The 25,066-nt window shown below is 70.4% G+C and carries 26 protein-coding genes and 1 tRNA gene; 12 read left to right on the top strand and 15 right to left on the bottom strand.

Going from position 1 to position 25,066, the window contains the following annotated elements; all coding sequences use genetic code 11:
• Window positions 1–155: 155 nt before the first annotated feature.
• Together ACFVYR_RS12360 and ACFVYR_RS12355 are read left to right on the top strand one after the other, a co-directional pair.
• Window positions 156–515: a hypothetical protein gene (locus tag ACFVYR_RS12360; protein ID WP_384259603.1), complete on the top strand. Its 360-nt coding sequence runs from the start codon at window positions 156–158 to the stop codon at window positions 513–515.
• Between the two features lie 72 nt (window positions 516–587).
• Entirely contained in the window at window positions 588–896 is a 309-nt protein-coding gene (locus ACFVYR_RS12355; protein ID WP_384259606.1) for a hypothetical protein, read from the top strand.
• 178 nt (window positions 897–1,074) lie between these two features.
• On the opposite strand, the gene ACFVYR_RS12350 is transcribed toward ACFVYR_RS12355, so the two are convergent.
• Window positions 1,075–1,377 carry a hypothetical protein gene (locus ACFVYR_RS12350; RefSeq protein WP_384259608.1) on the bottom strand — a complete coding sequence of 101 codons (303 nt, stop codon included), beginning with the start codon at window positions 1,375–1,377 and terminating at the stop codon, window positions 1,075–1,077.
• A gap of 341 nt (window positions 1,378–1,718) precedes the next feature.
• Between ACFVYR_RS12350 and ACFVYR_RS12345 the strand changes: the two genes are divergently transcribed.
• Window positions 1,719–1,949, top strand: coding sequence for a chaplin (locus ACFVYR_RS12345; RefSeq protein WP_384259695.1), 231 nt, complete (start codon window positions 1,719–1,721; stop codon window positions 1,947–1,949).
• A 109-nt stretch (window positions 1,950–2,058) separates the two neighbouring features.
• On the opposite strand, the gene ACFVYR_RS12340 is transcribed toward ACFVYR_RS12345, so the two are convergent.
• Window positions 2,059–2,517 carry a hypothetical protein gene (locus tag ACFVYR_RS12340; protein WP_384259611.1) on the bottom strand — a complete coding sequence of 153 codons (459 nt, stop codon included), beginning with the start codon at window positions 2,515–2,517 and terminating at the stop codon, window positions 2,059–2,061.
• A gap of 421 nt (window positions 2,518–2,938) precedes the next feature.
• On the opposite strand from ACFVYR_RS12340, the gene ACFVYR_RS12335 reads away from it, so the two are divergent.
• Window positions 2,939–3,202 (top strand): hypothetical protein, encoded by a 264-nt coding sequence (locus tag ACFVYR_RS12335; RefSeq protein ID WP_384259613.1) that lies wholly within the window; start codon window positions 2,939–2,941, stop codon window positions 3,200–3,202.
• Between the two features lie 271 nt (window positions 3,203–3,473).
• Here ACFVYR_RS12335 and ACFVYR_RS12330 read toward each other — a convergent pair whose 3' ends face one another.
• A complete protein-coding gene (locus ACFVYR_RS12330) occupies window positions 3,474–4,022 on the bottom strand; it encodes a flavoprotein (protein ID WP_384259616.1) in 549 nt (182 codons plus the stop codon).
• A 132-nt stretch (window positions 4,023–4,154) separates the two neighbouring features.
• On the opposite strand from ACFVYR_RS12330, the gene ACFVYR_RS12325 reads away from it, so the two are divergent.
• The 3 genes from ACFVYR_RS12325 to ACFVYR_RS12315 all read left to right on the top strand — a co-directional run bounded on the left by ACFVYR_RS12325 (window position 4,155) and on the right by ACFVYR_RS12315 (window position 6,111).
• The gene (locus ACFVYR_RS12325; RefSeq protein ID WP_384259618.1) at window positions 4,155–5,333 is read left to right on the top strand and encodes a helix-turn-helix domain-containing protein; all 1,179 of its coding nucleotides are present in this window, start codon (window positions 4,155–4,157) and stop codon (window positions 5,331–5,333) included.
• A gap of 89 nt (window positions 5,334–5,422) precedes the next feature.
• Window positions 5,423–5,911, top strand: a complete 489-nt coding sequence (locus ACFVYR_RS12320) for a hypothetical protein (RefSeq protein WP_384259621.1) — start codon at window positions 5,423–5,425, stop codon at window positions 5,909–5,911.
• A complete protein-coding gene (locus ACFVYR_RS12315) occupies window positions 5,905–6,111 on the top strand; it encodes a hypothetical protein (protein ID WP_384259623.1) in 207 nt (68 codons plus the stop codon). The genes ACFVYR_RS12320 and ACFVYR_RS12315 overlap by 7 nt, the downstream gene beginning before the upstream one ends.
• 1,041 nt (window positions 6,112–7,152) lie before the next feature.
• Here the strand turns inward: ACFVYR_RS12315 and ACFVYR_RS12310 are convergent.
• Window positions 7,153–7,224: transfer RNA gene (locus ACFVYR_RS12310), tRNA-Val, on the bottom strand.
• A 195-nt stretch (window positions 7,225–7,419) separates the two neighbouring features.
• Here ACFVYR_RS12310 and ACFVYR_RS12305 point away from each other — a divergent pair.
• From ACFVYR_RS12305 to ACFVYR_RS12295, 3 genes are all read left to right on the top strand, one after another.
• Window positions 7,420–8,949: a hypothetical protein gene (locus ACFVYR_RS12305; protein ID WP_384259625.1), complete on the top strand. Its 1,530-nt coding sequence runs from the start codon at window positions 7,420–7,422 to the stop codon at window positions 8,947–8,949.
• A 121-nt stretch (window positions 8,950–9,070) separates the two neighbouring features.
• On the top strand, window positions 9,071–9,733 hold the full coding sequence (locus tag ACFVYR_RS12300; RefSeq protein ID WP_384259627.1) for a bifunctional 4-hydroxy-2-oxoglutarate aldolase/2-dehydro-3-deoxy-phosphogluconate aldolase: 663 nt from the start codon (window positions 9,071–9,073) through the stop codon (window positions 9,731–9,733).
• A complete protein-coding gene (locus ACFVYR_RS12295) occupies window positions 9,730–10,707 on the top strand; it encodes a sugar kinase (RefSeq protein ID WP_384259630.1) in 978 nt (325 codons plus the stop codon). Before ACFVYR_RS12300 ends, ACFVYR_RS12295 begins: the two co-directional genes overlap by 4 nt.
• Window positions 10,708–10,770: 63 nt before the next feature.
• On the opposite strand, the gene ACFVYR_RS12290 is transcribed toward ACFVYR_RS12295, so the two are convergent.
• From ACFVYR_RS12290 to ACFVYR_RS12275, 4 genes are read right to left on the bottom strand one after another with little or no spacing between them, the layout of a single operon-like run.
• Window positions 10,771–10,983, bottom strand: coding sequence for a zinc ribbon domain-containing protein (locus ACFVYR_RS12290; protein WP_384259632.1), 213 nt, complete (start codon window positions 10,981–10,983; stop codon window positions 10,771–10,773).
• Window positions 10,932–11,792 (bottom strand): HAD family hydrolase, encoded by an 861-nt coding sequence (locus tag ACFVYR_RS12285; protein WP_384259635.1) that lies wholly within the window; start codon window positions 11,790–11,792, stop codon window positions 10,932–10,934. Before ACFVYR_RS12285 ends, ACFVYR_RS12290 begins: the two co-directional genes overlap by 52 nt.
• The gene (locus tag ACFVYR_RS12280) at window positions 11,789–14,311 is read right to left on the bottom strand and encodes a phosphoribosyltransferase (RefSeq protein WP_384259638.1); all 2,523 of its coding nucleotides are present in this window, start codon (window positions 14,309–14,311) and stop codon (window positions 11,789–11,791) included. The genes ACFVYR_RS12285 and ACFVYR_RS12280 overlap by 4 nt, the downstream gene beginning before the upstream one ends.
• Before the next feature lie 39 nt (window positions 14,312–14,350).
• Window positions 14,351–15,535, bottom strand: a complete 1,185-nt coding sequence (locus tag ACFVYR_RS12275; RefSeq protein ID WP_384259640.1) for an HpcH/HpaI aldolase/citrate lyase family protein — start codon at window positions 15,533–15,535, stop codon at window positions 14,351–14,353.
• A 246-nt stretch (window positions 15,536–15,781) separates the two neighbouring features.
• Between ACFVYR_RS12275 and ACFVYR_RS12270 the strand changes: the two genes are divergently transcribed.
• Window positions 15,782–16,669, top strand: a complete 888-nt coding sequence (locus ACFVYR_RS12270; RefSeq protein WP_384259642.1) for a TerD family protein — start codon at window positions 15,782–15,784, stop codon at window positions 16,667–16,669.
• 43 nt (window positions 16,670–16,712) lie between these two features.
• Here the strand turns inward: ACFVYR_RS12270 and ACFVYR_RS12265 are convergent, their stop codons facing one another.
• The 6 genes from ACFVYR_RS12265 to ACFVYR_RS12240 form a co-directional block, all read right to left on the bottom strand.
• Entirely contained in the window at window positions 16,713–17,453 is a 741-nt protein-coding gene (locus ACFVYR_RS12265) for a Tellurium resistance (RefSeq protein WP_384259645.1), read from the bottom strand.
• A gap of 204 nt (window positions 17,454–17,657) precedes the next feature.
• Window positions 17,658–18,800, bottom strand: coding sequence for a DUF475 domain-containing protein (locus ACFVYR_RS12260; RefSeq protein ID WP_384259647.1), 1,143 nt, complete (start codon window positions 18,798–18,800; stop codon window positions 17,658–17,660).
• 64 nt (window positions 18,801–18,864) lie between these two features.
• Window positions 18,865–19,440, bottom strand: coding sequence for a TerD family protein (locus ACFVYR_RS12255; protein ID WP_384259650.1), 576 nt, complete (start codon window positions 19,438–19,440; stop codon window positions 18,865–18,867).
• 173 nt (window positions 19,441–19,613) lie between these two features.
• Window positions 19,614–20,189 (bottom strand): TerD family protein, encoded by a 576-nt coding sequence (locus ACFVYR_RS12250; protein WP_384259652.1) that lies wholly within the window; start codon window positions 20,187–20,189, stop codon window positions 19,614–19,616.
• A 113-nt stretch (window positions 20,190–20,302) separates the two neighbouring features.
• Complete coding sequence (locus ACFVYR_RS12245; RefSeq protein ID WP_384259655.1) at window positions 20,303–20,770, bottom strand: peroxiredoxin; 468 nt, start codon at window positions 20,768–20,770, stop codon at window positions 20,303–20,305.
• A gap of 195 nt (window positions 20,771–20,965) precedes the next feature.
• Complete coding sequence (locus tag ACFVYR_RS12240; protein WP_384259657.1) at window positions 20,966–21,397, bottom strand: DUF3052 domain-containing protein; 432 nt, start codon at window positions 21,395–21,397, stop codon at window positions 20,966–20,968.
• Window positions 21,398–21,764: 367 nt separating this feature from the next.
• Here ACFVYR_RS12240 and aceE point away from each other — a divergent pair, with 367 nt between their 5' ends.
• Window positions 21,765–24,497 (top strand): pyruvate dehydrogenase (acetyl-transferring), homodimeric type, encoded by a 2,733-nt coding sequence (aceE, locus tag ACFVYR_RS12235; RefSeq protein ID WP_384259659.1) that lies wholly within the window; start codon window positions 21,765–21,767, stop codon window positions 24,495–24,497.
• 150 nt (window positions 24,498–24,647) lie between these two features.
• Here the strand turns inward: aceE and ACFVYR_RS12230 are convergent, their stop codons facing one another.
• On the bottom strand, window positions 24,648–25,022 hold the full coding sequence (locus tag ACFVYR_RS12230) for a peptidase inhibitor family I36 protein (RefSeq protein ID WP_384259662.1): 375 nt from the start codon (window positions 25,020–25,022) through the stop codon (window positions 24,648–24,650).
• Window positions 25,023–25,066: the final 44 nt, after the last annotated feature.

Below are 25,066 nucleotides of genomic sequence, written 5' to 3'. Positions count from 1 at the left end.
GGCCCTACGGCGGCCCGTGCGCACCAACCCCCGCATCCCCGCACCCCCGCATCCCCGCATCCCCGCATCCCCGCATCCCGGCATCCCGGCATCCCGGCGTCCGTCTCCGCCCGTTTCGCTCGCACACGTAATTCGAACAGGAGTACCATTACGCCGTGCCTGCCACTCCAGCCCATGACTTCCCGAGCGACCTCCTCGCCGGCCAGGAGGAACTGCACCAGGTCCGCTCCGTGCTCCTGGCGCTGCTCAAACGCCTGCCCTGGTCGGTGGAGCCCCTCGACGGCTTCAGCGACACCGGCGGCTGGCGCAAGGTGGAACGCCCCGCCTCGCCGGGCTGGACCCAGGAGGAGCAGGCGGAGGTCGAGAAATTGCGGGCACGGGAGCGCGAGTTGGCGGTTTTCGTGACCTGTCACGACTACTGGGAGCAGGCCGCGGGCCCGGACGCCGTCGCCGCGAGGGCCCGCCTCAAGCACGTACACGACGAGCCGGACGACTCGCTCCCCGCGAGCCATTGACAGCCGCAGACGGCGGGCGTTGACTCCCTACCGACCGCGCGAGAGCCCCCTTCGAGCCACGGAGGTGCAGCCATGAACGTCCTGATAGTCGTCGCGATCCTGGCCCTCGTCGGCCTGGGCTTCAGCCAGCCCATGCTGTGGCTGGTCGCGGCCGCACTCGCCTTCTACCTGGCGCGCTCCTACGAGGGCGGCTCGGCCACCAAGAAGGGCAGCTCCGCGGGCAGCGGTGGCGCCGGTGCTAGTGGCGGCGGTGGAGGCGGCGCGGGTGGTGGCGGAGGAGGCGGATACCCCGCGACGTACCGCGACTACCGCCTCCGCAAGGAACGCCAGGAACGCTGGGACCGCCGCTACCGCAGGACGCACCCCGGATCCGGCCGCTGAGACCGGCGCGCCGGTGGCCGAATACCGGAAGCCGCCAGGGGCGGCGCTGACTCCAGACAATATGCAGGTCAATATGGCAGGTCGTCCCCATGCGGGTCGTCCCCATGCAGGTCGTCCCATGAGGACGAACAAGTCCCGTACCGCGTCGGCGGTACGGGACTTGTTCGCTTGCCCGCCGTCAGCCGCCGCCCAGGAGGCCGCCGAGGAGGCCTTGCACCTGAGTGAGCAGACCACCGAGCAGGTTGTTGTTGTTGCCTGCGGGGGCGGGGGATGCGGGAGAGAGGGGTGCCGGAGGTGCGGGGTCGGCAGACGTCGCGGGCACGGCGGGCGCGACGGGCGCCACGGCGGCGGGGGCGGCAGGCGCCCCCGGAGCTTCGTCGGCGTGGGCACCGGCAACGCCTATGACGAGCAGGCCCGTTGTGAGTGTGGCGACAGCGGTGGCGCGCGCCGTGGCTCGCCGGAGAGGCTTGGTGATCGGCATGAAGTTTGTCCTCCGTGGGTGCCGGCGGGAGGCGGCGCGGGAGAGTGAAGAATTCCGAGCGTCACCTCGATGGGCAGCGTGTGCTGCTAGTGCCGTTCGAACGGCACTGCCGAGTCTTCTAGCACCACTTGGGAGGCGCGAGCGGGGCCAAGCATTCAGGTGAGTCCACGGCGGGCACGGTCGTACGACGGCACGGCGCGGCCCGTCGGCATCTTGACCGGTACCACCTTGCACCACCTGACCGAGCGTATGCACGTGACCTTGTGGACGACTTCCGCGTTAGCGATCTTGCCGGGTCATCCGGCCAGTACCTATTTCCGCAAGGAGTCTCAATGAAGCCCATGGTCAAGATCGGCCTCGCCGCCACCGCCGCCTGCACCGCGGCGCTCGGCGCAGGCGGAATCGCCGCCGCCGACGCCGGCAGCAGCGGCGCCGCGCAGAACTCCCCCGGCGTGATCTCCGGCAACACCGCCCAGGTCCCGATCCACATCCCGGTCAACGTCTGCGGCAACAGCATCGACGTCATCGGCCTGCTCAACCCGACGTTCGGCAACCCCTGCGTCAACGACTGACCTCACGGCACCCCGCACCGTGAGACACCGTGCCGGCCTTCAGGTCCTTCCCTACCGGAAGACCGGCACGGTCACCCAAGCCCGCCCCGCCGGGATCGGACCGCGCCGGTCAGTAACTGGCGGTGCGGTCGAAGCTCGTGATGTTGAGCTTGATGCCCGACGTGCTGTGGAGCGTCGTAGGGTATTCACCCTTCGCTGACTGGCCCGGTTGCACGTCGGTCTCCAGCTGCGAACCGTTCTCCACGCGGGTTCCGTCGGCATTGACCGCCTCCCAGTCCCATGTGTAGTCGGACTTGTCGCTGCTGTTGTTCTTGATCGTCCATACGACCCAGATGTCGTTGAACCCGCTCTGCGAGCGGTCGTCGAGCTGGAAGCGCACGAGGTCCGCTCGTTCACTTCTGCCCTGCGGCTTGTGCCCCTTCTCCTGCTGTGCCTTTTCGGTGGCGCTCTCGCTCTTGGGCGCGGGCGTGCTGCTCTCGTCGCTGCTGCATCCGGCGCCGAGGGTGAGGCCTGCGACGGCGATCGTCGCGACGAACGCCGATGAGATTCGGTGAAGGTTCTTTCTCATGGCGGTCTCCTGTCACCTCAATAGTGCGCCTTTCCGCCCCTTATGTCACTTGAGAAGGCGGCCCTGGCTGGTGAGATGTGCCCAGGTCGGCGCCATATCCGGCACCTGCGAACGGTGCTTCCCGGGGCGAGCGCGCCCGACCGCCCAGCCTCGCAACAAGCACCGGCAGGCGAGACGGTGAGGTCTCCCGTCTGCGCGACCTCAGTGAGCACAAAAGAGCCCCGTACCGATCACGGTACGGGGCTCCATTGCTGGTAAGACCCGGTGGGCGCGGACGGTTTCGAACCGCCGACATCCTCCTCGTAAGGGAGGGTTTACCGGCTTGGCGTCCTGCTGTGGGGTGCCAGGTCGGGCGGGTAGGCGCCCAGTGCCGGGTGAGTATTCTGGCGGATACTGCAAGTAGAAGCTGGGGTTCTTGTTCATGTGGGTTTTGTACAGCGCCTGTATCGCCGTCGTCCTGTCCATCGCCATCCGGTTGATCGCGGGACGGAATTCGGTCGTGCCGCCGTGGCGTGATGGGGCCTCGATCGCCACCGGCGTCCTCGTGGGAGCCGCTGTCTACATAGCAGCAACCGCCGCAGCACATGTCGAGACCTCGATTGCTCTCAGCGCGGCCCTGCTGTGGCTCACAGCCTCGATCAGCGGTGTCCACGCCGTCAGGGAATCACGACGCACCCACGGCTGAAGCATCACCGTACGACTGCCCGCGCCCAACCCAACAGGACGCGGGTAGTCGTGTGTAGTGGGTCGATTGGTAGTCCGGGAAGTCGATTCCCATACCCCGTGGGTACAGCCTCCAGGCGCCGTCCGGCGATCCCGATGCGCTCGTGTGCCGCCGAGACGGGGCCCCACCGCCTGACCGCGACGAGCCCGCGCCGCAGGCCGCCCTCGATCCGCAGCGCCGCCAGTACTGACACGACCCCCTTCCCGCCTTCGGGCGGGAAGGGGGCCCTTCGTCATGCCCTGTCGGCCAGTTGCCCCGCGGCAGCGAGGGCGATGTCCCAGGGGTATGCCTTCGGGCTCCCTGACCCGGGGGGATTGGGCGCGAACCCACCCTCGCCGTAGAGGACCGTGACGCCCTGCTCTCGAAGTTCCGCCACGCTCTTCTCGAACCGGCGATGCCGGACGTAGGCCGCGTTTACACACGGCATCGTCACGCTGGGGATGCCCTTGCCGATGCCCTCTGCGACGACGCCGACCACGAAGTTGTGAGTGAGCCCTAGAGCCCAAGAGTTGAGGCTGTTAAACGTGGCTGGCGCGAAGAGGATCACATCGGCCTTCGGCCAGACGTCAGGCTCCCCGGGGAGCTTGTACTCGCTGCGGACCGGGTGCCCGGTGAGCGCGGCCAGGCCGTCGAGGCTCTCGCCGATCCAGCGGGCCGCAGTCGGGGTCAAGCCGAGGCAGACGTCCCAGCCGTCGGCCTGCGCGGTCTCGATCACCTTGGCCACATCGAAGATGGGCGGCGCTGCCGAACCGAACAGGTACAGGGTCCGTGAGGTCGTCATGTCCTCATCCCACCCCGCGCGGCCGAGCACACGCAACTGCCCCCGACCCAGGTGGATCGGGGGCAGAAGCCGGACCTGCGCCATCAAGCGCGAGTACCGTTCCAAGTGGTGAGCCAGGAACGGAGTTCCAGTATGCCCAGAGACGACCACCCCGGGGCCCGGATCGCGAAGTACCGCAAGTTGGCTGGATACACCCAGAGCGGCCTAGCGCTGGAGATCGGCTACTCGTACAGCCTGCTCCACCAAGTCGAAGGTGGCTACAAGGCGGCGAGTCCGGCCTTCACTGCCGCGTGTGCTCGGGCCTTGCGCGTCGACGTCACCGCCCTGACAGGGCAGCCGTACATGACCGAACTCCAGCAGGATCGCCTCGCCGAGCTGATCCGCCCCATCCGCGAATCACTCGACCTGTACGACCTCGGCGCCGATCCCGACATCGCGACGCGCGAGCCCCCCCAACTTGTGGCTGCGGCGGACACTCTGTGCGAACTGGTTCGGGCGACGCACCTCAACAAGGCCGCGCAGCAGTTGCCTGGACTGATCGCCGAACTGACGACCGCGGCCTACCGCAACCCGTCCACGGAACTGTGGGCCGCCCTCGGCTCCACCTACCGCACTGCCCACGACGTGACGGTCAAGCTCGGCTTCTACGACCTCTCCACCATCGCTCTGGACCGCATGGACTGGGCCGCAGAGAGCGCCTCTGACCCGGTGCTCGCTGCGGTGCGGCAGTACATGCGGGGGCTCGTCTACCACCGCGAGGGTGAGCACACCATCGGGCTTCGCCTCGTGGACGCTGGCCACCGCCTGCTCAATTCGATCGGGGAGACGCCCGAGTCGCTGGCTGTAGCCGGGCAATTGCACCTCGGCGCCACCGTCATCGCGGCGCGCGCTCGTGACGAGGCTGCAGTGAAGACCCACCTGTGGGAGGCCAAGCAGATCGCCAACCGTGCTGGCGATGTCGAGCACGTGCACTGGCTGTCCTTCGGACCGACGAACTGGGCCGCGCACGAGCTGTCCGCGCTCACTGAGATGGGTCGCTACGGGAAGGCTGTGGAGAAGGCGAAGAAGCTGCGCGTGCCCAACTCATGGCCGACCTCCCGCCGTGCGCACGTTCTGATCGACCGAGGGCGCTGTGAGATGGAGATCGGCCGCCCTGACGCGGCACTCGCTTCGATCGCCGAGGCCCGCAAGCTGGCCCCGCAGCAGACCCGATACCACCCTGGGGCACGGGCGACGATCGAAGGCCTCGTGCACCAGCAGCGCCGAACCCCAGATGCCCTGGGGCACCTGTCTGCCTGGCTCGGCCTGTGACAGCTGTCACTGAAGAGTGACAGTTAGTGGCCTCGCACGTCATCACCCTGGTCACAGAGCTGATCGGACAATGACGGCAGGGGTAGACAGTGAGCACCCAGCAGACGGACTTTGCGATCGCGGAGTGGCTCGCGCGCTCTCAGCAGGCGCCCGAGCAGGCACAGAGGGAGTGGGCGGAAACCGGCGTCGCGCTGCTTCCGCTCGGTAGCCAGTTCGATACCGTCCGCCTCCCCGAGCGCCTCGTGCACGCAGCGGTGCGCAGCACCGACCCCCACGAGGTTGCGGCGCGGCTCGCGCAGCACCTCGACGGTCCCGTGATCTATGACGGTCGGACTATGGGCGGCACCTACTACGCCCTGACCAGGCCGCGCCGCAAAGGGACTTGGCTGCACCAGGACGTGGCGCCGTGGCTGGGGACTGACACCTACCTCGGCGTGCCGCAGCTGACCCGCACGAAGCCGCCCGGCGCGCACTGGGTATTGCCGCCCCACTACGAGGGGGATCTGTGCGAGCCCCTCGCCGTGGAAGCCCTCAGCCGCATCGGCCGCAGCGCCGACGAGGGGGCAGAGCCGTGCTGACGGAACCGACAGCCGAGGAGCGCCGCGAGCAGGAGACGTATCAGCGTCTCCTCGCACACCTCGACGGATGCACCCCCTGCCAGACACTGACGGACTGCGAGGAGGGCGGGAGGATCCGGCGCGCACTCCGCGCCGCCAGGGCCGTCGCCCGCGCCGCCTCGGGCGACGACGCCAACTCGGCACAGCGGAGCGGGGCATGAGGGGCCCGGTGGCCAGCCCGCCCAGGTGCAGTGTCCGCGGACACACAGTGCGCGACGGCGAGCCCTGTAAGCCGCTCGCCGGGAGCCCCACCGCCGAGCTCGACGACACGGCCATTGCTCACACGCCCGCCTGCCCTTCCGGCGCCCTCGTACCGGTCCCATGCCCGCCGTGCCTCCTCGCGCTCCTCACAGGCCTTGAGGGGTCCCACGACTGCCAGTTGACGACCAACGTCGCCGTGGAGGGCACCCGACTCGTCGTCGGGCCCCACCTGGACTGCCTATGCCAGTGCCCGATCCAGGACTGGCGCAAGGCCGACCGCACCGACCTGGACCCGATCGTCAAGGACTGCGTGATCCTCGCGGACGCCGGGACCGCCTCCGGGCACCCTCACCCGCGCATCCCGGACGGCACGCGCCTGATCGCGATCAGCGACGACAAAGACCCGCAGTCCCCGGTGCTGCTCATGTCCCGGGTGGCTCGTTCGGATGACACCTGTAGCGCCGCATTGCCAGGTCGAAGTCCGTCGGGTCTGGTACATGCGTCTGGCATATGCCTGCTACCCCTAGACCCCGGGTGGGCTGACTCGCGGCGAGACCCCATGGAGGGTCGCCGCGAGAAGGGCGCTCGGTTCGAGGTGTTCACGTGTCCGCCGCTACCGGCCATCCGTGGCTCTGACTCGGTCAGAAGCACGCCGCCCCACCCCGAGTACGGGGTGGGGCGGTCTAGTTTGTTCGTACGGCCCCCGCCGAGTCCTGCGACGGGGGCCGTAGTCTGCGGGCCCGGCCTCCCCGCCGGGGCACCCCAGGATTTGACGAGCACGTGTCTCGCGCGCGTGGGGAGACGCACCAGCCCTCGTCGAGGCGACTCTACGCATGAGACCAAGCCCGTCCAGTCCCCGGACGAGTGATGGGCATCTGGTGATCGACAAGCGATGTGGACTCTTAGTGGACTCTGGCCACAAAGAGTGGCCACAAAGAGACCCCCTAGCCGATCATGGCTAGGGGGTCTGAAAACAGGCTCACCTGCTACTTGCTACCCGGTGGGCGCGGACGGTTTCGAACCGCCGACATCCTCCTTGTAAGGGAGGCGCTCTACCCCTGAGCTACGCGCCCGGGACGAGTGGACAGCCTACCCTGCCGCAGGCCGTGCCCCGCAAACCCGGTCCGGGGTCACCCTCATCCCGTATCCGGAGGTCGGCCGGGTCGTGCCGGGCCGCGGAGCGCGAACCGACCGGCCCGTGTATTCGTTCTTAACCGGTGGGAGAATGTGACACCGGGCAGGGCGGATGACAGTACGGGAGAGGGACAGTGACGGCGACACCTTCGCAGCCGTACACACCGGGCAGAGCGCAGCCGTACACGCCGGGCGGGACAGGGGTCGGGAGCACGGCTGTGGCGACGGGGGCAGAGGTGGAGCCGGGTGCGGCGGTGACGGACGGGGTGGCGGGTCGGGCCCAGGCGGCGCGCGGCTCCGGCCGTCGGGTCCGCGGGAGCGTGCGTCGCGGCGGGCCGCTGTGGGAGCTTCTCGCCCTCGTCACCACCGTCACCCTCACCCTGCCCCTGCTCGCCGTCGCCGTCCCCGCCGCCTTCGCGGGCGGCGGCACGCGCCGGTGGTTCGGGGGCCGCGGCGAGAGCCTGCGCGCCGAGGCGCAGGCCGCGAAGGACGCCGCTGCCGCCGCCTTCTACGAACTGGACACCGCCCAGCGCGATCTGCGCATCTCCATCGAGACGATCGTCGCCGTCGACTCCTCGCCGGCCGGGCAGCGCGCCGTCTCCGACTTCGAGGCGCTCGGGCGGCGCATCGACGAGGTGAGCCGCCAGTACATCAGCGCGGTGGACGCCCACGACCTGGACCGGGACGACCTGGACTCCTCGGTCGCGGCCCGCGCGAGGACCGAGCTGACCCAGGCCAAGGACGAACTCGGCAGGGTCAAGCAGGAGCTGGAGCGGTTCCGGCAGGGGCTCGGGCCGCTGCTCGACAAGGCGGAGACGCAGCTGGCCCGGCTCGCCCCCGCGGTGGAGCGGGCCCGCCAGACCCTGCTCGCCGCGAGCAACGCCCTGGACTCCGTGCGCGCGGCGGGGCTCAAGGCCGACGACCTCGCCGCCCGCCTGGCCGCCCTCGGCCCGGAGCTGACCAAGCTGAACCAGGGCGCGGGCCGGCACGGCGTACCGGAGACGTTGCAGCGCGCCGACCGGGTGCTGCGCGACGCCGAGGCCGTGCGCGCCGAGGCCGAGCGGCTGCCCGATCGCGCCGCCGAGATCGACCGGCGCCTGGTGTCGCTGCGCACCCGCGCGCAGGCACTCACCACCCGCAGCGGCCAGGTCGAGCCGGTCCTCAGCGAGCTGCGGCGCCGGTTCTCCGCCGCCTGCTGGCAGGACCTCCAGCACGTCCCCGACCAGGCCGCGGAGAACGTACGCCAGGCCGAGACCAAGCTGAAGGAGGCGCAGCGGGCCCGTGACGAGCAGCGCTGGGCCGATGCCACCTCGCGGCTCTCCACGGTCCGGGCGCTGCTGAACTCGACGGACGAGGCGGTCTCGGCGGCCGGCGACCGGCTCCAGCGGCTGAACACGGTGGCGAAGGATCCGCAGCAGGAGATCGAGCGCACGCGTTTCGCGATCCGCGACGCGCAGCGCCTCGCGATGGCGGGCCGCCAGACCCCCGAGCCGCGCCACGCCCGCCCGCTGGACGACTCCGTGGCCCGCCTGGACCGCGCGGTCGCCTCCCTGGAGGGCCGCCACCCCGACTACTGGCACTTCCTGACCGAGACCGAGGCGGTCCGCACGACCGTGTCGCGCGTGGTCGCTCTGATACGGGAGGAGCGGGGGCAGGGCGCCTGAGGGAGGCCGCGGCGCCACCGGCCCCGCTCTCCTTCCCTCGCCCGATCTCCTTCCCTCGATCTCCTTCCTCCGCCCGAGCCCCGGACCCGGGCGGCTGCATCAGCTGTGCGAATCTGGGGCGATGTGCGACTTTCCCACGGCTCTCCGGGCACGGCGCCTCGTCGCCATCGTGCGCGGCAGCGATCCGGATGCCTCTTTCCGTACGGTCATGACGCTCGTGGAGTCCGGCGTTCCGCTGGTCGAGGTCTCCCTCAGCGGCGCCGACGCCCTGGCCGTGCTCAGCCGGGCGCGGGCCGAGCTTGGTGCGGACGCCTGGCTCGGCGCGGGCACCGTCCGCACCGCCGACGACGCGCGGCGGGCCGCCGACGCGGGCGCCAACCTCATCGTCACGCCGGGGCTCGGCGCGGGCGTCGACGAGGCCGTGCGGCTGCGCCTTCCGGTGCTCGGCGGTGTCCTCACGCCGACCGAGGTCATCGCGGCCGAGGCGGCGGGGGTGACGGCGCTGAAGATCTTCCCCGCGTCGGCGATGGGCGGTCCCGCGTACCTCAAGGCGTTGCGCGCGCCCTTTCCCGGGACACCCTTCGTGCCGGTCGGCGGCGTGGACGCCGCGGCCACCGAGGCGTATCTGGCACTCGGCGCGATCGCCGTGGGCGTCGGCTCACCGCTGATCGGCGACGCGGCGGACGGCGGCGACCTGGGTGCGCTGCGTACCAGGGCGGCGGAGTTCGTACGGGTCGCGGAGGCGGCGGGGACGACGGGGGCGACGGGGGCGGTACGCGGATGAGTGCGGACGGCAGGGTCCTGACCCTCGGCGAGACCATGGTCGCCCTGCGCGGCACCGGTCCGCTGAAGCTGGGCGGCTCGATGGACCTGTCCGTCGCGGGCGCCGAGAGCAACGTCGCCATCGGTCTCGCCCGGCTCGGCCACGCGGTCCGCTGGGCGGGTGCGGTCGGCGACGACGAGGCGGGCGAGCTGGTCCTGCGTACGCTCCGCGCGGAGGGCGTCGACGTCTCCCACGCCACACGTGACCCGCACGCCCCGACCGGCCTGATCCTCTTCGAGCCGCGCCTGCCCGAGGTGACCCGCGTGCACTACTACCGCGCGGGCTCGGCGGGTTCGCGGCTGAGCCCGGACGCGGTCGAGGCCGCGTTCGCCGCCGCGGCGCCGCCGCACGTCCTGCATCTGACCGGCATCACCCCGGCGCTCGGCCCTTCAGCGGCCGAGGCCTGCCGGCGCGCCCTGCGCCTCGCCCGCGAGCACGGCAGCCGGGTCTGCCTGGACGTCAACTTCCGCGCACGGCTGTGGAGTCGGGAGGAGGCGGCGGCCGAACTACGCGCGTGGGTCCCGTACGTCGACGTCCTCATCGCCTCCGATGACGAACTGCCCCTCTGTCTGCCGGAGTCGGCCCCCGCGGGCGCCCCGGGGGCCTTGGAGAGCCCGGCGAAGTCCCTCCTCGCGCGCGGCGTCCGTGAGGTCGTGGTCAAGCTCGGCGCGGACGGCGCCACCGTCCACACCGCCGACGGGGCCCTGCACTCCCCCGCGCGTGAGGTGCGGGCGGTCGACCCGGTGGGTGCGGGTGACGCGTTCGTCGCCGGGTATCTGTCGGCCCTGCTCGACGGCGCGGAGGTGCCGGAGCGCCTTGCCCGCGCCGTCACCACGGGGGCGTTCGCAGTGGCCTCCCACGGTGACTGGGAGGGTGCGCCCACGCGGTCGGAACTTGCCCTGTTGGGGGCGGGGGCAGGGACAGTGGTGCGTTAGGGGGGAGGAGGGGCGCCGGGTTCCGGGGAGTGGTGAGGTGTGGGTGGGGTGTCGACCCTCACCTCAGCCGCAACAACCGCCACCGCAGCAACCACCGCCCCCACCGCCGCCCCCGCGAGGCGCAGGCGCCGAGCCCCCCACGGCTACCGTGGACAGGAGCTTGACCGTGTCCTCGTGGCCGGCAGGGCAGGCGGCGGGGTCGGCGGACTGCGCCATCGGGCGGGTCAGTTCGAAGGTGTCGCCACAGGAGCGGCAACGGTATTCGTATCGAGGCATGAGCCCAGGCTAGCCGCCCCCAGGAACGCCCGGGCGATCTCCTCCCCGGCCGCGACCCCGCGATGAGGAAGGACCGTGAGCCCCGGCGCCGCGAACCCCGTGTCGGCCAGCTCGCCGTGGCCCGGTCGCCAGGAGCGGTCGGCCGCGAGGAGCAGGTCCGCGTCGAGGAGTGAGTCGCCCGCGGCGAGGATCTCTTCGGCGCCGGCCCGCCGCGCGACCTCCCGTACCGCCGCGCTCTTGGTGAGCGGCTTCGGCACGGCGTAGAGCTTGCGGCCCTGCAGCGAGACGGTCCAGCCGCGCGCCTCGGCCCAGGAACCGAGCTCCTTGACCCACGCGTCGGGCAGCAGCGCGCGCTCGACGACGAGGTAGGCGAAGAGGTCCTCGGCGACACGCTCCTTGAGCAGCCAGGCCGGGTCGGCGCTGCGCACCAGGTGGGCGCGGACCTCGTCGAGCGTGGCGCACTCGGCGGCGAGGCGGTCCGCGACCATCCGCTGCCAGTCGGGATCGGAGACGCCGTCGACGAGCAGGTGCCCGCCGTTGGCGCAGATCGCGAACCGCGGTGCGGGGCCCGGGAGATGGATGCGTCCGTACTGTTCACGGGTGCGGGTCGTGGTGGGTACGAACAGAGCGGTGCGGGCCAGTTCGCCGAGGAGTCCGGCGGCGGTCTCGGTGACGTACGACAGGGGCTTGCCCTCGTACACCTCGACGCAGAGCAGGCGCGGCGCCTCGGCGTCCGGCATGGCCAGGCCGAGGGCGGCGGCGGAGTAGATGAGGGTGCGGTCGAGGTCGCTGGCGACGAGCCGGGTCACTGGGAAGCCACCGCCTTGCCGTCGGCGCCGGTCGCACCGCGCGTGTACTTGGGGTGGATCAACCCCACGCAGGTGTACGGGAGTTCGCCGACCTCCTCGACGGGCACGCCCCGCTGCTCGGCGAGCAGGCGCACGTGGTCGAGGTCGGCTCCCGCGCCCGCGCGGGCCAGGATCTTCCAGGGGACGCGGCGCAGCAGGACGCGGGTCGTCTCGCCGACACCCGGCTTGACGAGGTTCACGTCGTGGATGCCGTACTCCTCGCTGATCCGCTCGACGGCGGCCCAGCCCTCCCAGGTCGGCGCCCTGTCGGCGGCGAGCACCTCCTTGACCTGCGTGTCCACCGCGTCGGCGACCTCGTCGAAGCGGGCCGCGACCGCGTCGACGAAGTCGCGGGACACGTCGGTGCCGGCGAGCTCGCGGTAGAACTTCGCGCCGTGGAAGTCGTCGGGGCCGACCAGGTCGGCGCGGAGCACGGTGCGCGAAATGAGGCCGGAGACCGTGGAGTTGAGGCAGGCGGAGGGGATGAGGAAGTCCTCGCGGGTGCCGTAGGTGCGTACGCAGGAGCCGGGGTCGGCGAGTACGGCGATCTCCGGGCTGAAGCCCGCGGGGCCGCCGCCCGCCTCGAACTCCCTTACCGCTTCGGCCAGTTCGCGGGTGATGGCACCCTTGCCTGTCCAGCCGTCGACGAAGACGACGTCGGCGGGGTCGTGGTGGGCGGCGAGCCAGCGCAGCGCGTTGGCGTCGATGCCCCGGCCGCGCACGATCGACACGGCGTAGTGCGGCAGGTCGAGGCCGTGCCGGTGGGCGGCCCAGCGGCGCATCAGGACGCCGACAGGGGTGCCCGCGCGGGCCAGGGAGACGAGGACCGGGCGCGGTGACCGCTCGGCGAGGACGGTCTCGGTGACGGTGCCGACGGCCTGCGCGATGCGGGCGGCCGACGTGTCGAGCGCGGCGCGGAACAGCTCCTGGTAGCGCTCGCTCGGCTGGTACTCGACGGGCAGCGACTCGGCGTAGTGCGCGCCACCGCTCTGTATCGCCTCCTCCCGCTCCTCCGTGGGCGCTTCGAGCGTCACGTCCGAGAGGTCCTGGAGCAGCCAGCCGACGTCTTCGGGCGCGTACGAGGAGAAGGCGGGGCCGCGGAGGGGCTCGGGGAGCATGGAGGGCCTTTCGGGGACGTACGGAGGGACGTCCGCGGGGACGTACGAGGGGATGACGGCCAGCAGGACGTGTCCGGTGTGCGTGGAGAGCTGCGCCAACAGGCCGTCGGCGGCGTGCAGTCGCGGAGTGTCCGCGACCGAGTCCACGACGGCGACGACCGCGTCGAATGCGCCGCCCGCGACGTTGTAGGCGTACCGCGTCCCTGGGCCGTCGGCGGGTTCGTCGTGGGCGGGGAAGGCGAGGCGGGTGCGGATCGCGTAGCCGGGGTCGTCGACGGCGAGCACGGGCGAGCGGGTCGTGGTGGAGAACCGCACCTCGGCGCCGGTCCCGCGCTCCAGCTCCACGCCGAGTGCGAGCGGCGCGTACATCAGCTCCTCGAAGCCGAGGACGAGCACCCGGCGCGCGCCGTCCGGCAGCGCCTTCACGATCTCGGCCGCCATGCCGGGCAGCGCCGCCTCCAGGGCGGCCCTGTGCGCGGGCGTGAAGCCGTGCCGCCCGCCGTCGGGCACACCGGCGGGCCAGCCGAGGTCGACGCGGGTGACGTGCGTGACGGAGCCGCCGCGCTCGCCGCGTGGACTCGGGACGGCGGCCGTCCCCGCCGCCTCGCGGGCGGCGCGCGCCTCGTGCTCGGCGACCAGCGCCTGTCCCTTCGCGAGGACGCCGTCGGGCAGCCGCACCGTCCCGGAGGCCGTCGCGACGAGGTCGACGCGGGCGCCGATCTCGCGGGCGAAGTCGGTGAGGCGCCCGCGGTCCTCCGGTGAGCGCATGTCGACCAGCGCCACGATCACGTACCGCTCGCGCGGGAAGCGCTCGTGCAGGGCGCGGACGGTGTTCAGGACGGTGTTGCCGGTGGAGAACTCGTCGTCGACGAGGACCAGCGGGCCGTCCCCCGCGAGCAGCCGCGGGTCCTCGGGCAGCAGCAGGTGCGAGGTGGCGTGCGAGTGGGACTCCTCGAAGCCGCCCGCGCGCTCGACACCCTGGACGGGGCGTCGGGTGGAGTGCAGGTAGGGGGCGAGGGCGACGCCGTCGGCGACCGCGTGACCGAGGCCCGTCGCGGTCTCCGCGTAGCCGAGGACGACGGCGCGCCGGGCCTCGTCGTCGCCGAGCAGGTCCCGCACCCGGACGCCGAGGTCGTGCCCGGCCGCGTACACGACCGAGGGGCGCTGCGGCACGTGCTTGCCGAGGACGTTCGACACCAGGAGGTGCGCCCGCTTGGGGTTGCGGCGCAGCGCGAGGCCGAGCATGCCGCGCAGCGCCTCGTCGCCGTCGAGCCCGACACCGAGCCGCTCGGCGACCCAGCTCCCCGGCCATACGGACGTCCCCGATATCTCCGGTGTCGCGTCTTCAGTCACGTACGTCATGCTCCTTGCGTTCCTTCTTGAGGTTCAGAGCCCGTGCCATCAGCCGGGCAGCCCGGCGGTGAGCAGCTCCACGAAGCCGATGTCCGCCTTGGCGACGCCGAAGACCTCGGCGCGCCGCAGGGTCCGCTCGGCCCAGGCGCGGTGCGGCTTCACCTCGTTCATCTTGTTCGTGTACGAGGAGCGCAGGACCCCGCCGCCGCCGCGCTCCGGGCGCAGGATGTCCTCGGCGTCGCTGAACTCCTCGTGGCTGACCACGGAGAGAGCGTGCACGGGCAGGACGTGGGAGGGGTGGATGCAGGTCTTGCCGAGCAGGCCGTTGGCGCGGTCGAGCTCGATCTCGCGGAGCAGCCCGTCCATGTCGTGCTCGATGAGGGCCTGGCGCAGCTCGTCGGCCCGGACCTGCAGGAAGGGGCTGCGGCGCAGCTGCGGTTTGAACATCCGCTCCTGGACGCGGAAGTACTCCCAGACGGGTCCGGTCACGGTGAAGCCGGTGCCGTCGGCCCTGCCGAGGACGTTCACCACGTCGGCGATGACGGAGGCGACGATCTGCACGTCGTAGGCGGTCATGTCCGGTGGCCTGCGCAGCCCGTACGCCGAGCAGAAGTCGGTGACGCCGAGGCGCAGCGCGAGGACCCGCTCGCGGTACTTGTCGACGGTGCGGGCGATGCCCGCGATGGTGTCGGCGCGGCTCTCCAGGTGCAGCAGCTCGGGCGACTCCAGGACGGGCATGGCGAAGAGCGGGCGGCCCGGGCCTGAGGGGCCGTCGGGCAGCTGCGCCTCGGCGGCCACCAGCGCCTCAAGGAACGGAACGCCCCGTTCCTCGGTGAATTTGGGCAGTACGAATCCGGAGAGCAGCCGCACGCTCGCGCCGAGCCTGCGGACCAGGTCGGGTATCTGCTCGGCGGCGCGCACCCGGATGAAGAGCAGGGGCGGCTCCACGTCCCGCCTGGCGAGGTCGGCGAAGTGCCTGACCAGGTTCTCCTCGGCGTCGGCGACCTCGGCGTCGTCGATGGAGTCCTCCAGGCAGAGCACCATGGAGGTCACGCCGCGCCCGGCCTGCTTCAGGACGTCGTCCGCGAGGCGGGGGCGGGTGGCCGGGCTGTAGAGCGTGGCACCCAGGGCGGAGGCGAGCAGCTGCGGCGGGGAGTCCGCGGTGAAGGCACACGGCTCCCGGTGGAAGAGGCGCTGCCGCACCTCAGGGGCGAGGTGCCCGAAATGACGCATGTGTCTCCTTGCGCTCGCCTGTGTCGTCGACGTGGACCGTTTGGATGTGGCCGGTAATAGTACGTAGGGAGGGGTGCCGGGGGTTCCCTCCGGGCATGAACTTCCGGTAACCCGGCCATGTCGCACACGCTCACCACACAACCGTCGCACGCTCGTACCACCCGCAGGTCAGGAGCCTGATGACACGGTCGGGACGCTGAGCCCCCCGCGTTGTCCGACCCGTGCGGGGGAAGGCAGGATGACCGCATGACGCACGCCATGTTGAAGGGGTCGAACGTCCCTCTCGAAGCCTCGGCCGTCCGCGCCGTGCTCCGCTGGACCCCCGGACAGGGCGTCCCCGACGTCGACGCGTCGGCGCTGCTGCTCGGCGGCGACGGCCGGGTCCGCTCGGACGAGGACTTCGTCTTCTACAACCAGCCGCGCCATCCCGCGGGCAAGGTCTGGCGGCTCGGCAAGAAGCGGGTCACCGAGGGGCTCACCGACACCATTCAGACGGATCTGGCGGGCATGGACCCGGCGGTGGACCGGGTGCTGCTCGCCGCGTCGGCGGAGGGCGTCCCGTTCGAACACGTCCCCGCGCTGCGGATCCTGCTGTACGACGCGGCCGTCGCCGAGAGCGAGCCGCTCGCCTACTTCGACATCACTCCGCAGACCGGCGAGGAGACCGCGCTGATCTGCGGCGAGCTCTACCGCCGCGGCGAGGGGTGGAAGTTCCGCGCGCTCGGCGAGGGCTACTCCAACGGCCTCGAGGGGCTCGCCTCCGACTTCGGCATCTCCGTCGACGACTCGGATTCCGCCGCTCCGGAGCCCTCGCCGTCGGCCTCCTTCCCGCTGCCGCCCCAGCAGCCGGTGCCGCAGCAGCCCGCGGCCCGGCCCTCCGCGGCCCAGCACGCCCCGCAGCCGGCCCCGCAGCCGGCCCCGCAGCCCGCGTACGGCTACCCGCCCGCGCCGCCCCGGTACCCGGCCCCCCAGCCCGCCTACGGCTACCCTCCGGCGGCGCCCACCCAGCCCACGCCCATCGCGCAGCCGGCGCCTGTCGCCCAGCCGTCGTACGGCTATCCGCAGCCGGTGACCCCGATGCCGGACCCGAACTTCCGGCTGCCCCCGCAGGGACCGCAGTTCCTGCCCCGCTGAGAGCGGGGCGCTGAGGCGGGGCAGGGCGTTCGGGGCGGGGTGCTCAGCCCACCTTGGACTTGTAGCCGCGGCCCCACTGCAGGCCCCAGCCGTAGAGCCGGTCGAGCTCGGCCTGGAATCCGTAGACGAACTTCACCTCTCGGCGCACGATCAGCTCGTCCTTGACGTTCTCGACGGTGAACACCGCGCAGGAGCGGGCCTGCGGCTGGCGCTCGTCCAGGTCGATCTCGATCCGCGGCCCGTTGCTGGGGTAGAGCGTGACCTTCGCGTGCGTACGGTCGAAGGCCGGTGTCTGGTCGTAGATGTAGGCGAAGACCAGGAGCCGCCTGATGGACTCGCGGTGGTCCAGGTTGATGTAGATCGTCTCCCCGGACGGCGAGCCGAACCGGTCGTCGCCGCTGAGCTTCACGAACGGCGGGGCGTTGAGGCTCCCGAAGAAGCTGCCGAGCGGCTGGACGACCCCCTTGGTGCCGTCCGTCAGCTCGTACAGGCAGCCGATGTCCAGGTCGACGTTGACCACGCCCTGCGTGTGCGCCTGCACCACGTCGGGCTGGAACAGCTTCAGCGGGTGCCGCAGCAGGCCGCCGCTGCGGGCCGGCTTGCCGATGATGTCGGACGTGCGCATCTGCCAGGAGAGGTTGACGCGCAGATTGCCCGTGGCCGCGCCCTGCTTGGAGAGCGAGACCGTCGGGTGCCGTTTGGTCAGTTCGATGGAGTTGGTGGCGGCGCTGCCCGATTCGAAGTCCATCGAACGCCCACGCCACAGACCGTCCCAGAAGGACATTCCGCCCCCAAGTGCTGCTCTTGTACCGCGTACGCACACCGGTGGTCCCGGCTACGGCGGCCGGTGGTGCCGGCCGCGAATACCGACGGGGCGGCCATGAGGACATCTCCTCGACGGCCGCCCCGCACAGAGCGTTCCTCACCCCGGCCGCCGTCACACTCCGGGGACCGGAATCGGACAGCTCGGCGAGGGAATCAGTCAGCCTCAGACCCCGGACGAGACCTCGGTCTTCTCACCCGAACCCTGCCCCTCGGCCGCCGCGAGGCGCTTGTTGCGGAGGATCGAGGAGACGAAGGACCAGGCGATGAGGATGACGCCGACGGAGCCGGTGATGACCTCGTGGATCTCGTACTGGATGGTGACCAGGAGGATCACGGCGAGGGCGCCGATCGCGTAGTGCGCGCCGTGCTCCAGGTAGACGTAGTCGTCGAGGGTGCCCTGGCGCACCAGGTAGACGGTGAGGGACCGGACGTACATGGCGCCGATGCCGAGGCCGAGCGCCATCAGGACGATGTCGTTCGTGATCGCGAAGGCGCCGATCACGCCGTCGAAGGAGAACGACGCGTCAAGGACCTCGAGGTAGAGGAACATGAAGAACGCGGCCTTGCCGGCCATGACGACGGCGGGAACCTTTTTCCCGGACCGCTTGGCCTCTTCCTCCTCCTCGTGCTCGCGCTCCTCGCTCTCCTCCAGCTTGTTCTCGAAGTAGCCGGAGAGTCCGCCGACCACGAGGTAGGTGATCAGACCGGCGATACCGGCGATGAGGACCGTCTGCGCCTTGTCCACGTGATTGCCGCCGTGCTGGTGGGCGTGGGTGGCGAAGGTCATCGCGGAGACCAGGAGCACGATGAGCGCGATGCAGACCGACAGCATGTCGACCTTACCGAGCTTGGCGAGCGGGCGCTCGAGCCAGCCCAGCCACTTGATGTCCCGGTCCTCGAAGATGAAGTCGAGGAAGATCATCAGCAGGAACATGCCACCGAAGGCGGCGATCGACGGGTGGGCGTCGGTCACCAGCTGCTGGTAGTGGTCCTTCTCGTTGAAGGCGAGGCGGACGGCCTCGATCGGACCGATCTTGGCGCTGATGGCGACGATCACGACGGGGAAGACGAGCCGCATGCCGAAGACGGCGATCAGCACGCCGACGGTGAGGAAGATCTTCTGCCAGAAGGCATTCATCTTCTTCAGGATTCCGGCGTTGACCACCGCGTTGTCGAAGGACACCGAGATCTCGAGGATGGACAGGATCGCCACGATGCCGAAGCCTGTCCACCCCCCGTAGAGCACCGCGGCCACCAGGCCGAGCGCGGTGACCGCGAACGACCAGCCGAAGGTTTTCAGAAGCACTGGCTACCCAATCGTGTATGTACGGGCTCCCGATTAGCGGTCTCCCCCGCGCCGGTCCCCGGCTTTACGAAACGTTGACCCCGAAGTCTAGAGCGATACCGCGCAGGCCTGACGCATACCCCTGTCCGACCGCACGGAACTTCCACTCGCCCCCGTACCTGTAGACCTCGCCGAAGATCATCGCGGTCTCCGACGAGGCGTCCTCGCTGAGGTCGTAGCGGGCGAGTTCCTGGCCGTCCGCCTGGTTCACGACGCGGATGAACGCGTTGCTGACCTGGCCGAACGTCTGGCCCCGGTTGTCCGCCTCGTGGATCGAGACGGGAAAGACGATCTTGTCGCAGCCGGCGGGCACCTTGGAGAGGTCGATCAGGACCGACTCGTCGTCGCCGTCGCCCTCACCCGTGAGGTTGTCACCGGTGTGCTCGACGGAGCCGTCGGGGCTCTTGAGGTTGTTGTAGAAGATGAACCACTCGTCGCCGAGGACCCGGCCCGCGTTGCACAGCAGTGCGCTGGCGTCGAGGTCGAAGGGGGCGCCGGTGGTGGAGCGCGCGTCCCAGCCGAGGCCCACGAGGACCTGGGTGAGATTGGGTGCGGCCTTGGAGAGGGAGACATTGCCTCCCTTGGCGAGTGTGACGCCCATGGTGATGATCCTCCCCGAGGTGACGAGAGCTGACGCTTCCGCGGTGGCGGAGGCGCGGGTCCCCGTGGTGGCGGGGACATGAGGCGTGGTGGGGGCATGGGGCGCTGAGCGCGTCCGGCGCCGCACTCGTGTGGGTGCGGCGCCGGACGACGGAGCGCGGGGTGCGGCTCGGCTCAGACGTTGACGCCGAAGTCCTGCGCGATGCCGCGCAGGCCCGAGGCGTAGCCCTGGCCGACCGCGCGGAACTTCCACTCGGCGCCGTGGCGGTACAGCTCGCCGAAGACCATGGCGGTCTCCGTCGAGGCGTCCTCGGAGAGGTCGTACCGGGCGATCTCGGCGCCGCCCGCCTGGTTCACGACGCGGATGAACGCGTTGCGGACCTGGCCGAACGACTGCTGGCGGTTCTCGGCGTCGTAGATGGAGACCGGGAAGACGATCTTCTCCACGTCGGCGGGGACCGCGGCCAGGTCGACCTTGATCGCCTCGTCGTCGCCCTCGCCCTCACCGGTGGTGTTGTCACCGGTGTGCTCGACGGAGCCGTCGGGGCTCTTCAGGTTGTTGAAGAACACGAAGTTGCTGTCATTGCTGACCTTGCCCTCCGCGTTCGTCAGGATCGCGCTGGCGTCGAGGTCGAAGTCCGTACCTGTGGTGGTGCGGACGTCCCATCCGAGGCCGACCAGGACTGCGGTCAGGCCCGGCGCCTCCTTGCTCAGCGATACGTTGCCGCCCTTGCTGAGGCTGACTCCCACGAGTCCTCCCAATTGGTGTCCAGGGGCGGGGAGCCCCAAGCGTTGCGTTGCCATCGGATCAACGTGTGGATCCTAGTGACCGGTTCCCGCCCGCGAGGTGAATCGGGCGCGCGTCAGAGCGTTTCGAGCGCCTCGACGTACTCGTTCAGGTCGCGGGCGTCCGGCAGGCCGTTGACGACGCTCCAGCGCACCACGCCCTCCTTGTCGATGATGAAGGTGCCGCGCACCGCGCAGCCCTTCTCCTCGTCGAAGACGCCGTACGCGCGGCTGACCTCGCCGTGCGGCCAGAAGTCGGAGACCAGCGGGTACTCCAGGCCCTCCTGCTCGGCGAAGACGCGCAGCGTGTGGATGGAGTCGTTGGAGACGGCGAGCAGCTGGGTGTCGTCGTTGACGAACTTCGGCAGTTCGTCGCGGAGCGCGCAGAGCTCGCCGGTGCACACGCCGGTGAACGCGAACGGATAGAACAGCAGCACCACGTTCTTCTCGCCGCGGAAGTCGGAGAGCCGCACGGTCCGGCCGTGGTTGTCCTTCAGCTCGAATTCCGGGGCCTTGGTGCCGGTCGCGATTCCAGCGAGCGCCATGAGTACACATCCCTTCGACGGGGCCCCTTCGGGCGGGGCTGTTCGGGTGATGTCCACCCTACGTCCGGCGATCTACGCCGTACGCGTGCGTGAGGCCCCCGCCGACGGATGTGTCGGCGGGGGCCTCACGGTGGTTCTCCGGCTCTTGCCGCTGGGGCCGTGCGGGCCCGGCGCTTCTCTTGTGGCCGCGGAGGCCTAGCGCTTCTTGGCGGCCGCCTTGGGCGTGACCAGGCGGGTGCCGCTCCAGTCCTTGCCGGCGTTGATGCTCTTGGTCTGGGACAGGCCCGCGGTGGTGGCCGCCTCGCCGATCTCGCTCGGCTCGACGTAACCGTCACGACCGGTCTTCGGAGTCAGCAGCAGGATCTGGCCGCCCTCCTCCATGTACGCGATGGCATCCACCAACGCATCAGTCAGGTCACCGTCGTCATCACGGAACCAGAGCACCACGGCGTCAGCCACGTCGTCGTAGTCCTCGTCGACGAGCTCTGTGCCAGTGGCCTCCTCGATGGCCTCGCGGAGCTCCTGGTCGACGTCGTCGTCGTAGCCGATCTCCTGGACCACCTGGTCGGGCTGGAAACCAAGCCTTACGGCAAGGTTCGTCTCCGCGTGGTCCGCGGTCGCGCTCACGGATTGCCTCCTGATCATGTTTTTGGGAATGCCTGTCAGCCACGCGCGTGCGCGGGGCGTTGGCCGTAGTCCACACGGGCGGGACCGATCGCGCAAGTACCCGGCCGCCGAGACCGCCGAAACGGTGACGTTCCCGACCGTGTCGCCGCAACTGTCGCCACATCCGTGCGAGGCCGAACGGCTCTGCGAAGCGGTTAGACAGGATGGGCGTATCGTTGCGATTTGGGCCGAGCCTACCCCAGGGACGGCGGATGAACGTCTCGGTTACCTCTCGGTAGACATGACGAACGTGTGCACGCGGTACACGATGGGGAGCGGTGCACGGCCAGGCAAACCCAGGCGAGAGCCCCGACAGCGAAGGAACAGCGTGGCTTCCGGATCCGATCGCAACCCGATCATCATTGGCGGCCTGCCGAGTCAGGTCCCGGACTTCGATCCCGAAGAGACCCAGGAGTGGCTCGACTCCCTTGACGCCGCGGTCGATGAACGCGGACGCGAGCGGGCCCGTTACCTGATGCTCCGACTGATCGAACGCGCGCGCGAGAAGCGCGTCGCCGTGCCCGAGATGCGCAGTACGGACTACGTCAACACCATCGCCACCAAGGACGAGCCGTTCTTCCCCGGCAACGAGGAGATCGAACGCAAGGTCCTGAACGCCACCCGCTGGAACGCCGCGGTGATGGTCTCCCGCGCCCAGCGCCCCGGGATCGGCGTCGGCGGCCACATCGCCACCTTCGCCTCCTCCGCCTCGCTCTACGACGTGGGCTTCAACCACTTCTTCCGCGGCAAGGACGAGGGCGACGGCGGCGACCAGATCTTCTTCCAGGGGCACGCCTCCCCCGGCATCTACGCCCGCGCCTTCCTCCTCGACCGGCTCTCCGAGCCGCAGCTCGACGCGTTCCGGCAGGAGAAGTCCAAGGCACCCAACGGGCTCTCGTCCTACCCCCACCCGCGCCTGATGCCGGACTTCTGGGAGTTCCCGACGGTCTCCATGGGCCTCGGCCCGCTCGGCGCGATCTTCCAGGCGCGGATGAACCGCTACATGGAGGCGCGGTCCATCGCCGACACCTCCAAGTCGCACGTCTGGGCGTTCCTCGGCGACGGCGAGATGGACGAGCCCGAGTCGCTCGGCCAGCTCTCCATCGCCGCCCGCGAGGGCCTGGACAACCTCACCTTCGTCGTCAACTGCAACCTGCAGCGCCTGGACGGCCCGGTGCGCGGCAACGGCAAGATCATCCAGGAGCTGGAGTCGCAGTTCCGCGGCGCCGGATGGAACGTCATCAAGCTGGTCTGGGACCGCAGCTGGGACCCGCTGCTCGCCCAGGACCGCGACGGCATCCTGGTCAACAAGCTGAACACGACGCCCGACGGCCAGTTCCAGACGTACGCCACCGAGACCGGCGCCTACATCCGCGACCACTTCTTCGGCGAGGACCAGCGGCTGCGCGCCATGGTCGAGAACATGACCGACGACCAGATCCTGCACCTGGGCCGCGGCGGTCACGACCACAAGAAGATCTTCGCGGCGTTCTCGGCGGCCAAGGCCCACAAGGGCCAGCCGACGGTGATCCTCGCCCAGACGGTCAAGGGCTGGACGCTCGGCCCGAACTTCGAGGGCCGCAACGCCACGCACCAGATGAAGAAGCTGACGGTCGACGACCTCAAGGGCTTCCGCGACCGGCTGCACATCCCGATCACGGACAAGCAGCTCGAGGAGGGTGCCCCGCCGTACTACCACCCGGGCCGCGACTCCGAAGAGATCCAGTACATGCACGACCGCCGCAGGAGCCTGGGCGGCTATGTCCCGACCCGTGTGGTGCGCGCCAAGCCGCTGCCGCTGCCCGAGGACAAGGCGTACGCGGCCGCGAAGAAGGGTTCGGGGCAGCAGTCGATCGCCACCACCATGGCGTTCGTCCGCATCCTGAAGGACCTCATGCGGGACAAGGAGATCGGCAAGCGCTTCGTGCTGATCGCCCCCGACGAGTACCGCACCTTCGGCATGGACGCGTTCTTCCCGAGCGCGAAGATCTACAACCCGCTCGGCCAGCAGTACGAGTCCGTGGACCGCGAGCTCCTCCTCGCCTACAAGGAGTCGCCGACGGGCCAGATGCTGCACGACGGCATCTCCGAGGCGGGCTGCACGGCGTCCCTCATCGCCGCCGGTTCGGCCTACGCCACCCACGGCGAGCCGCTGATCCCGGTCTACGTCTTCTACTCGATGTTCGGTTTCCAGCGCACCGGCGACCAGTTCTGGCAGATGGCCGACCAGCTCGCCCGCGGCTTCGTCCTCGGCGCGACCGCCGGCCGCACGACGCTGACCGGCGAGGGCCTGCAGCACGCGGACGGCCACTCGCAGCTGCTCGCGTCGACGAACCCGGCCTGCGTCGCCTACGACCCGGCGTACGGGTACGAGATCGCACACATCGTCAGGGACGGGCTGCGCCGGATGTACGGCCCCGACAGTGAGGACGTCTTCTACTACCTCACCGTCTACAACGAGCCGATCCAGCACCCGGCCGAGCCCGCCGACGCCGACGTCGAGGGCATCCTCAAGGGCATCCACCGCGTCAAGCCCGGTGCGCAGGGCGCCATCCCGGCCCAGATCCTCGCCTCCGGCGTCGCGGTGCCGTGGGCGGTCGAGGCGCAGCAGATCCTCGCCGCGGAGTGGAACGTCAAGGCGGACGTCTGGTCGGCGACCTCCTGGAACGAGCTGCGCCGCGAGGCGGTCGAGGTGGAGCGCCACAACCTCCTGCACCCCGAGGAGGAGCAGCGCGTCCCGTACGTCACGCGGAAGCTGTCCGGCGCCGAGGGCCCGTTCGTGGCCGTCTCCGACTGGATGCGGAGCGTCCCCGACCAGATCTCCCGCTGGGTGCCCGGCACGTACCAGTCGCTGGGCGCGGACGGCTTCGGTTTCGCCGACACGCGCGGCGCGGCCCGTCGCTTCTTCCACATCGACGCGCAGTCGATCGTGGTCGGCGTGCTGACCGAGCTGGCGCGTGAGGGCAAGGTCGACCGCTCCGTCCTGAAGCAGGCGATCGACCGCTACCAGCTCCTCGACGTCACGGCTGCCGACCCGGGCGCGGCCGGCGGCGACGCGTAGCTCGGAGCGATTCCGGAGGGCGGCGGGCCGGTGGCCCGTCGCCCTTCGGCATCAATTCCCGACCCCGCGCGATCCGGCCGGCTCCGCGACCACGTACGGCCGCGTGAGCCGGGGCTCTTGCGCGTGGTGTGCCGTCACGAGTACCCCGGTTCACCTCTCCCAGACCTTGAACGCCCTTACCTGATACGGGGTTCGGGGCGCCCAGGTGCCGCTGCCCGGATAGGTGTTGAACTCACCGGTCTCGGCGCACTCCGCCGATTGGTACGCGGTGACCGGCCGTCCCGTGCGGTTGGCGAGAGCCTGCGCGCTGCCCCCCTCCGGCAGCGCGACGCAGCTCTCGATGTCGATCCCCGCCAGCTCGTACACCTGACGGGTGCCGTGGAACTCCGCCCGCTCCCACAGGCAGAGCTCGCCCGGCCCGCAGCCGCCGAGCGTGGGCGGTGCGGCGGCCCCGGCGTGTGCGGGCGTGAGGATGACCGCGGCCAGTGCGGCTGCCATGACGGTCGTGGGCATGGTCGTACGCATCTCTTCAACCCCCGTGTGATGTGGCGCGGTTGCGCAGGTCCTCG

It is taken from the genome of Streptomyces sp. NPDC058284, from assembly GCF_042881135.1.
GTDB lineage: Bacteria > Actinomycetota > Actinomycetes > Streptomycetales > Streptomycetaceae > Streptomyces.
Note: the sequence above shows the minus strand (reverse complement) of the source record. Positions and strands in the feature narration are given on the sequence as shown.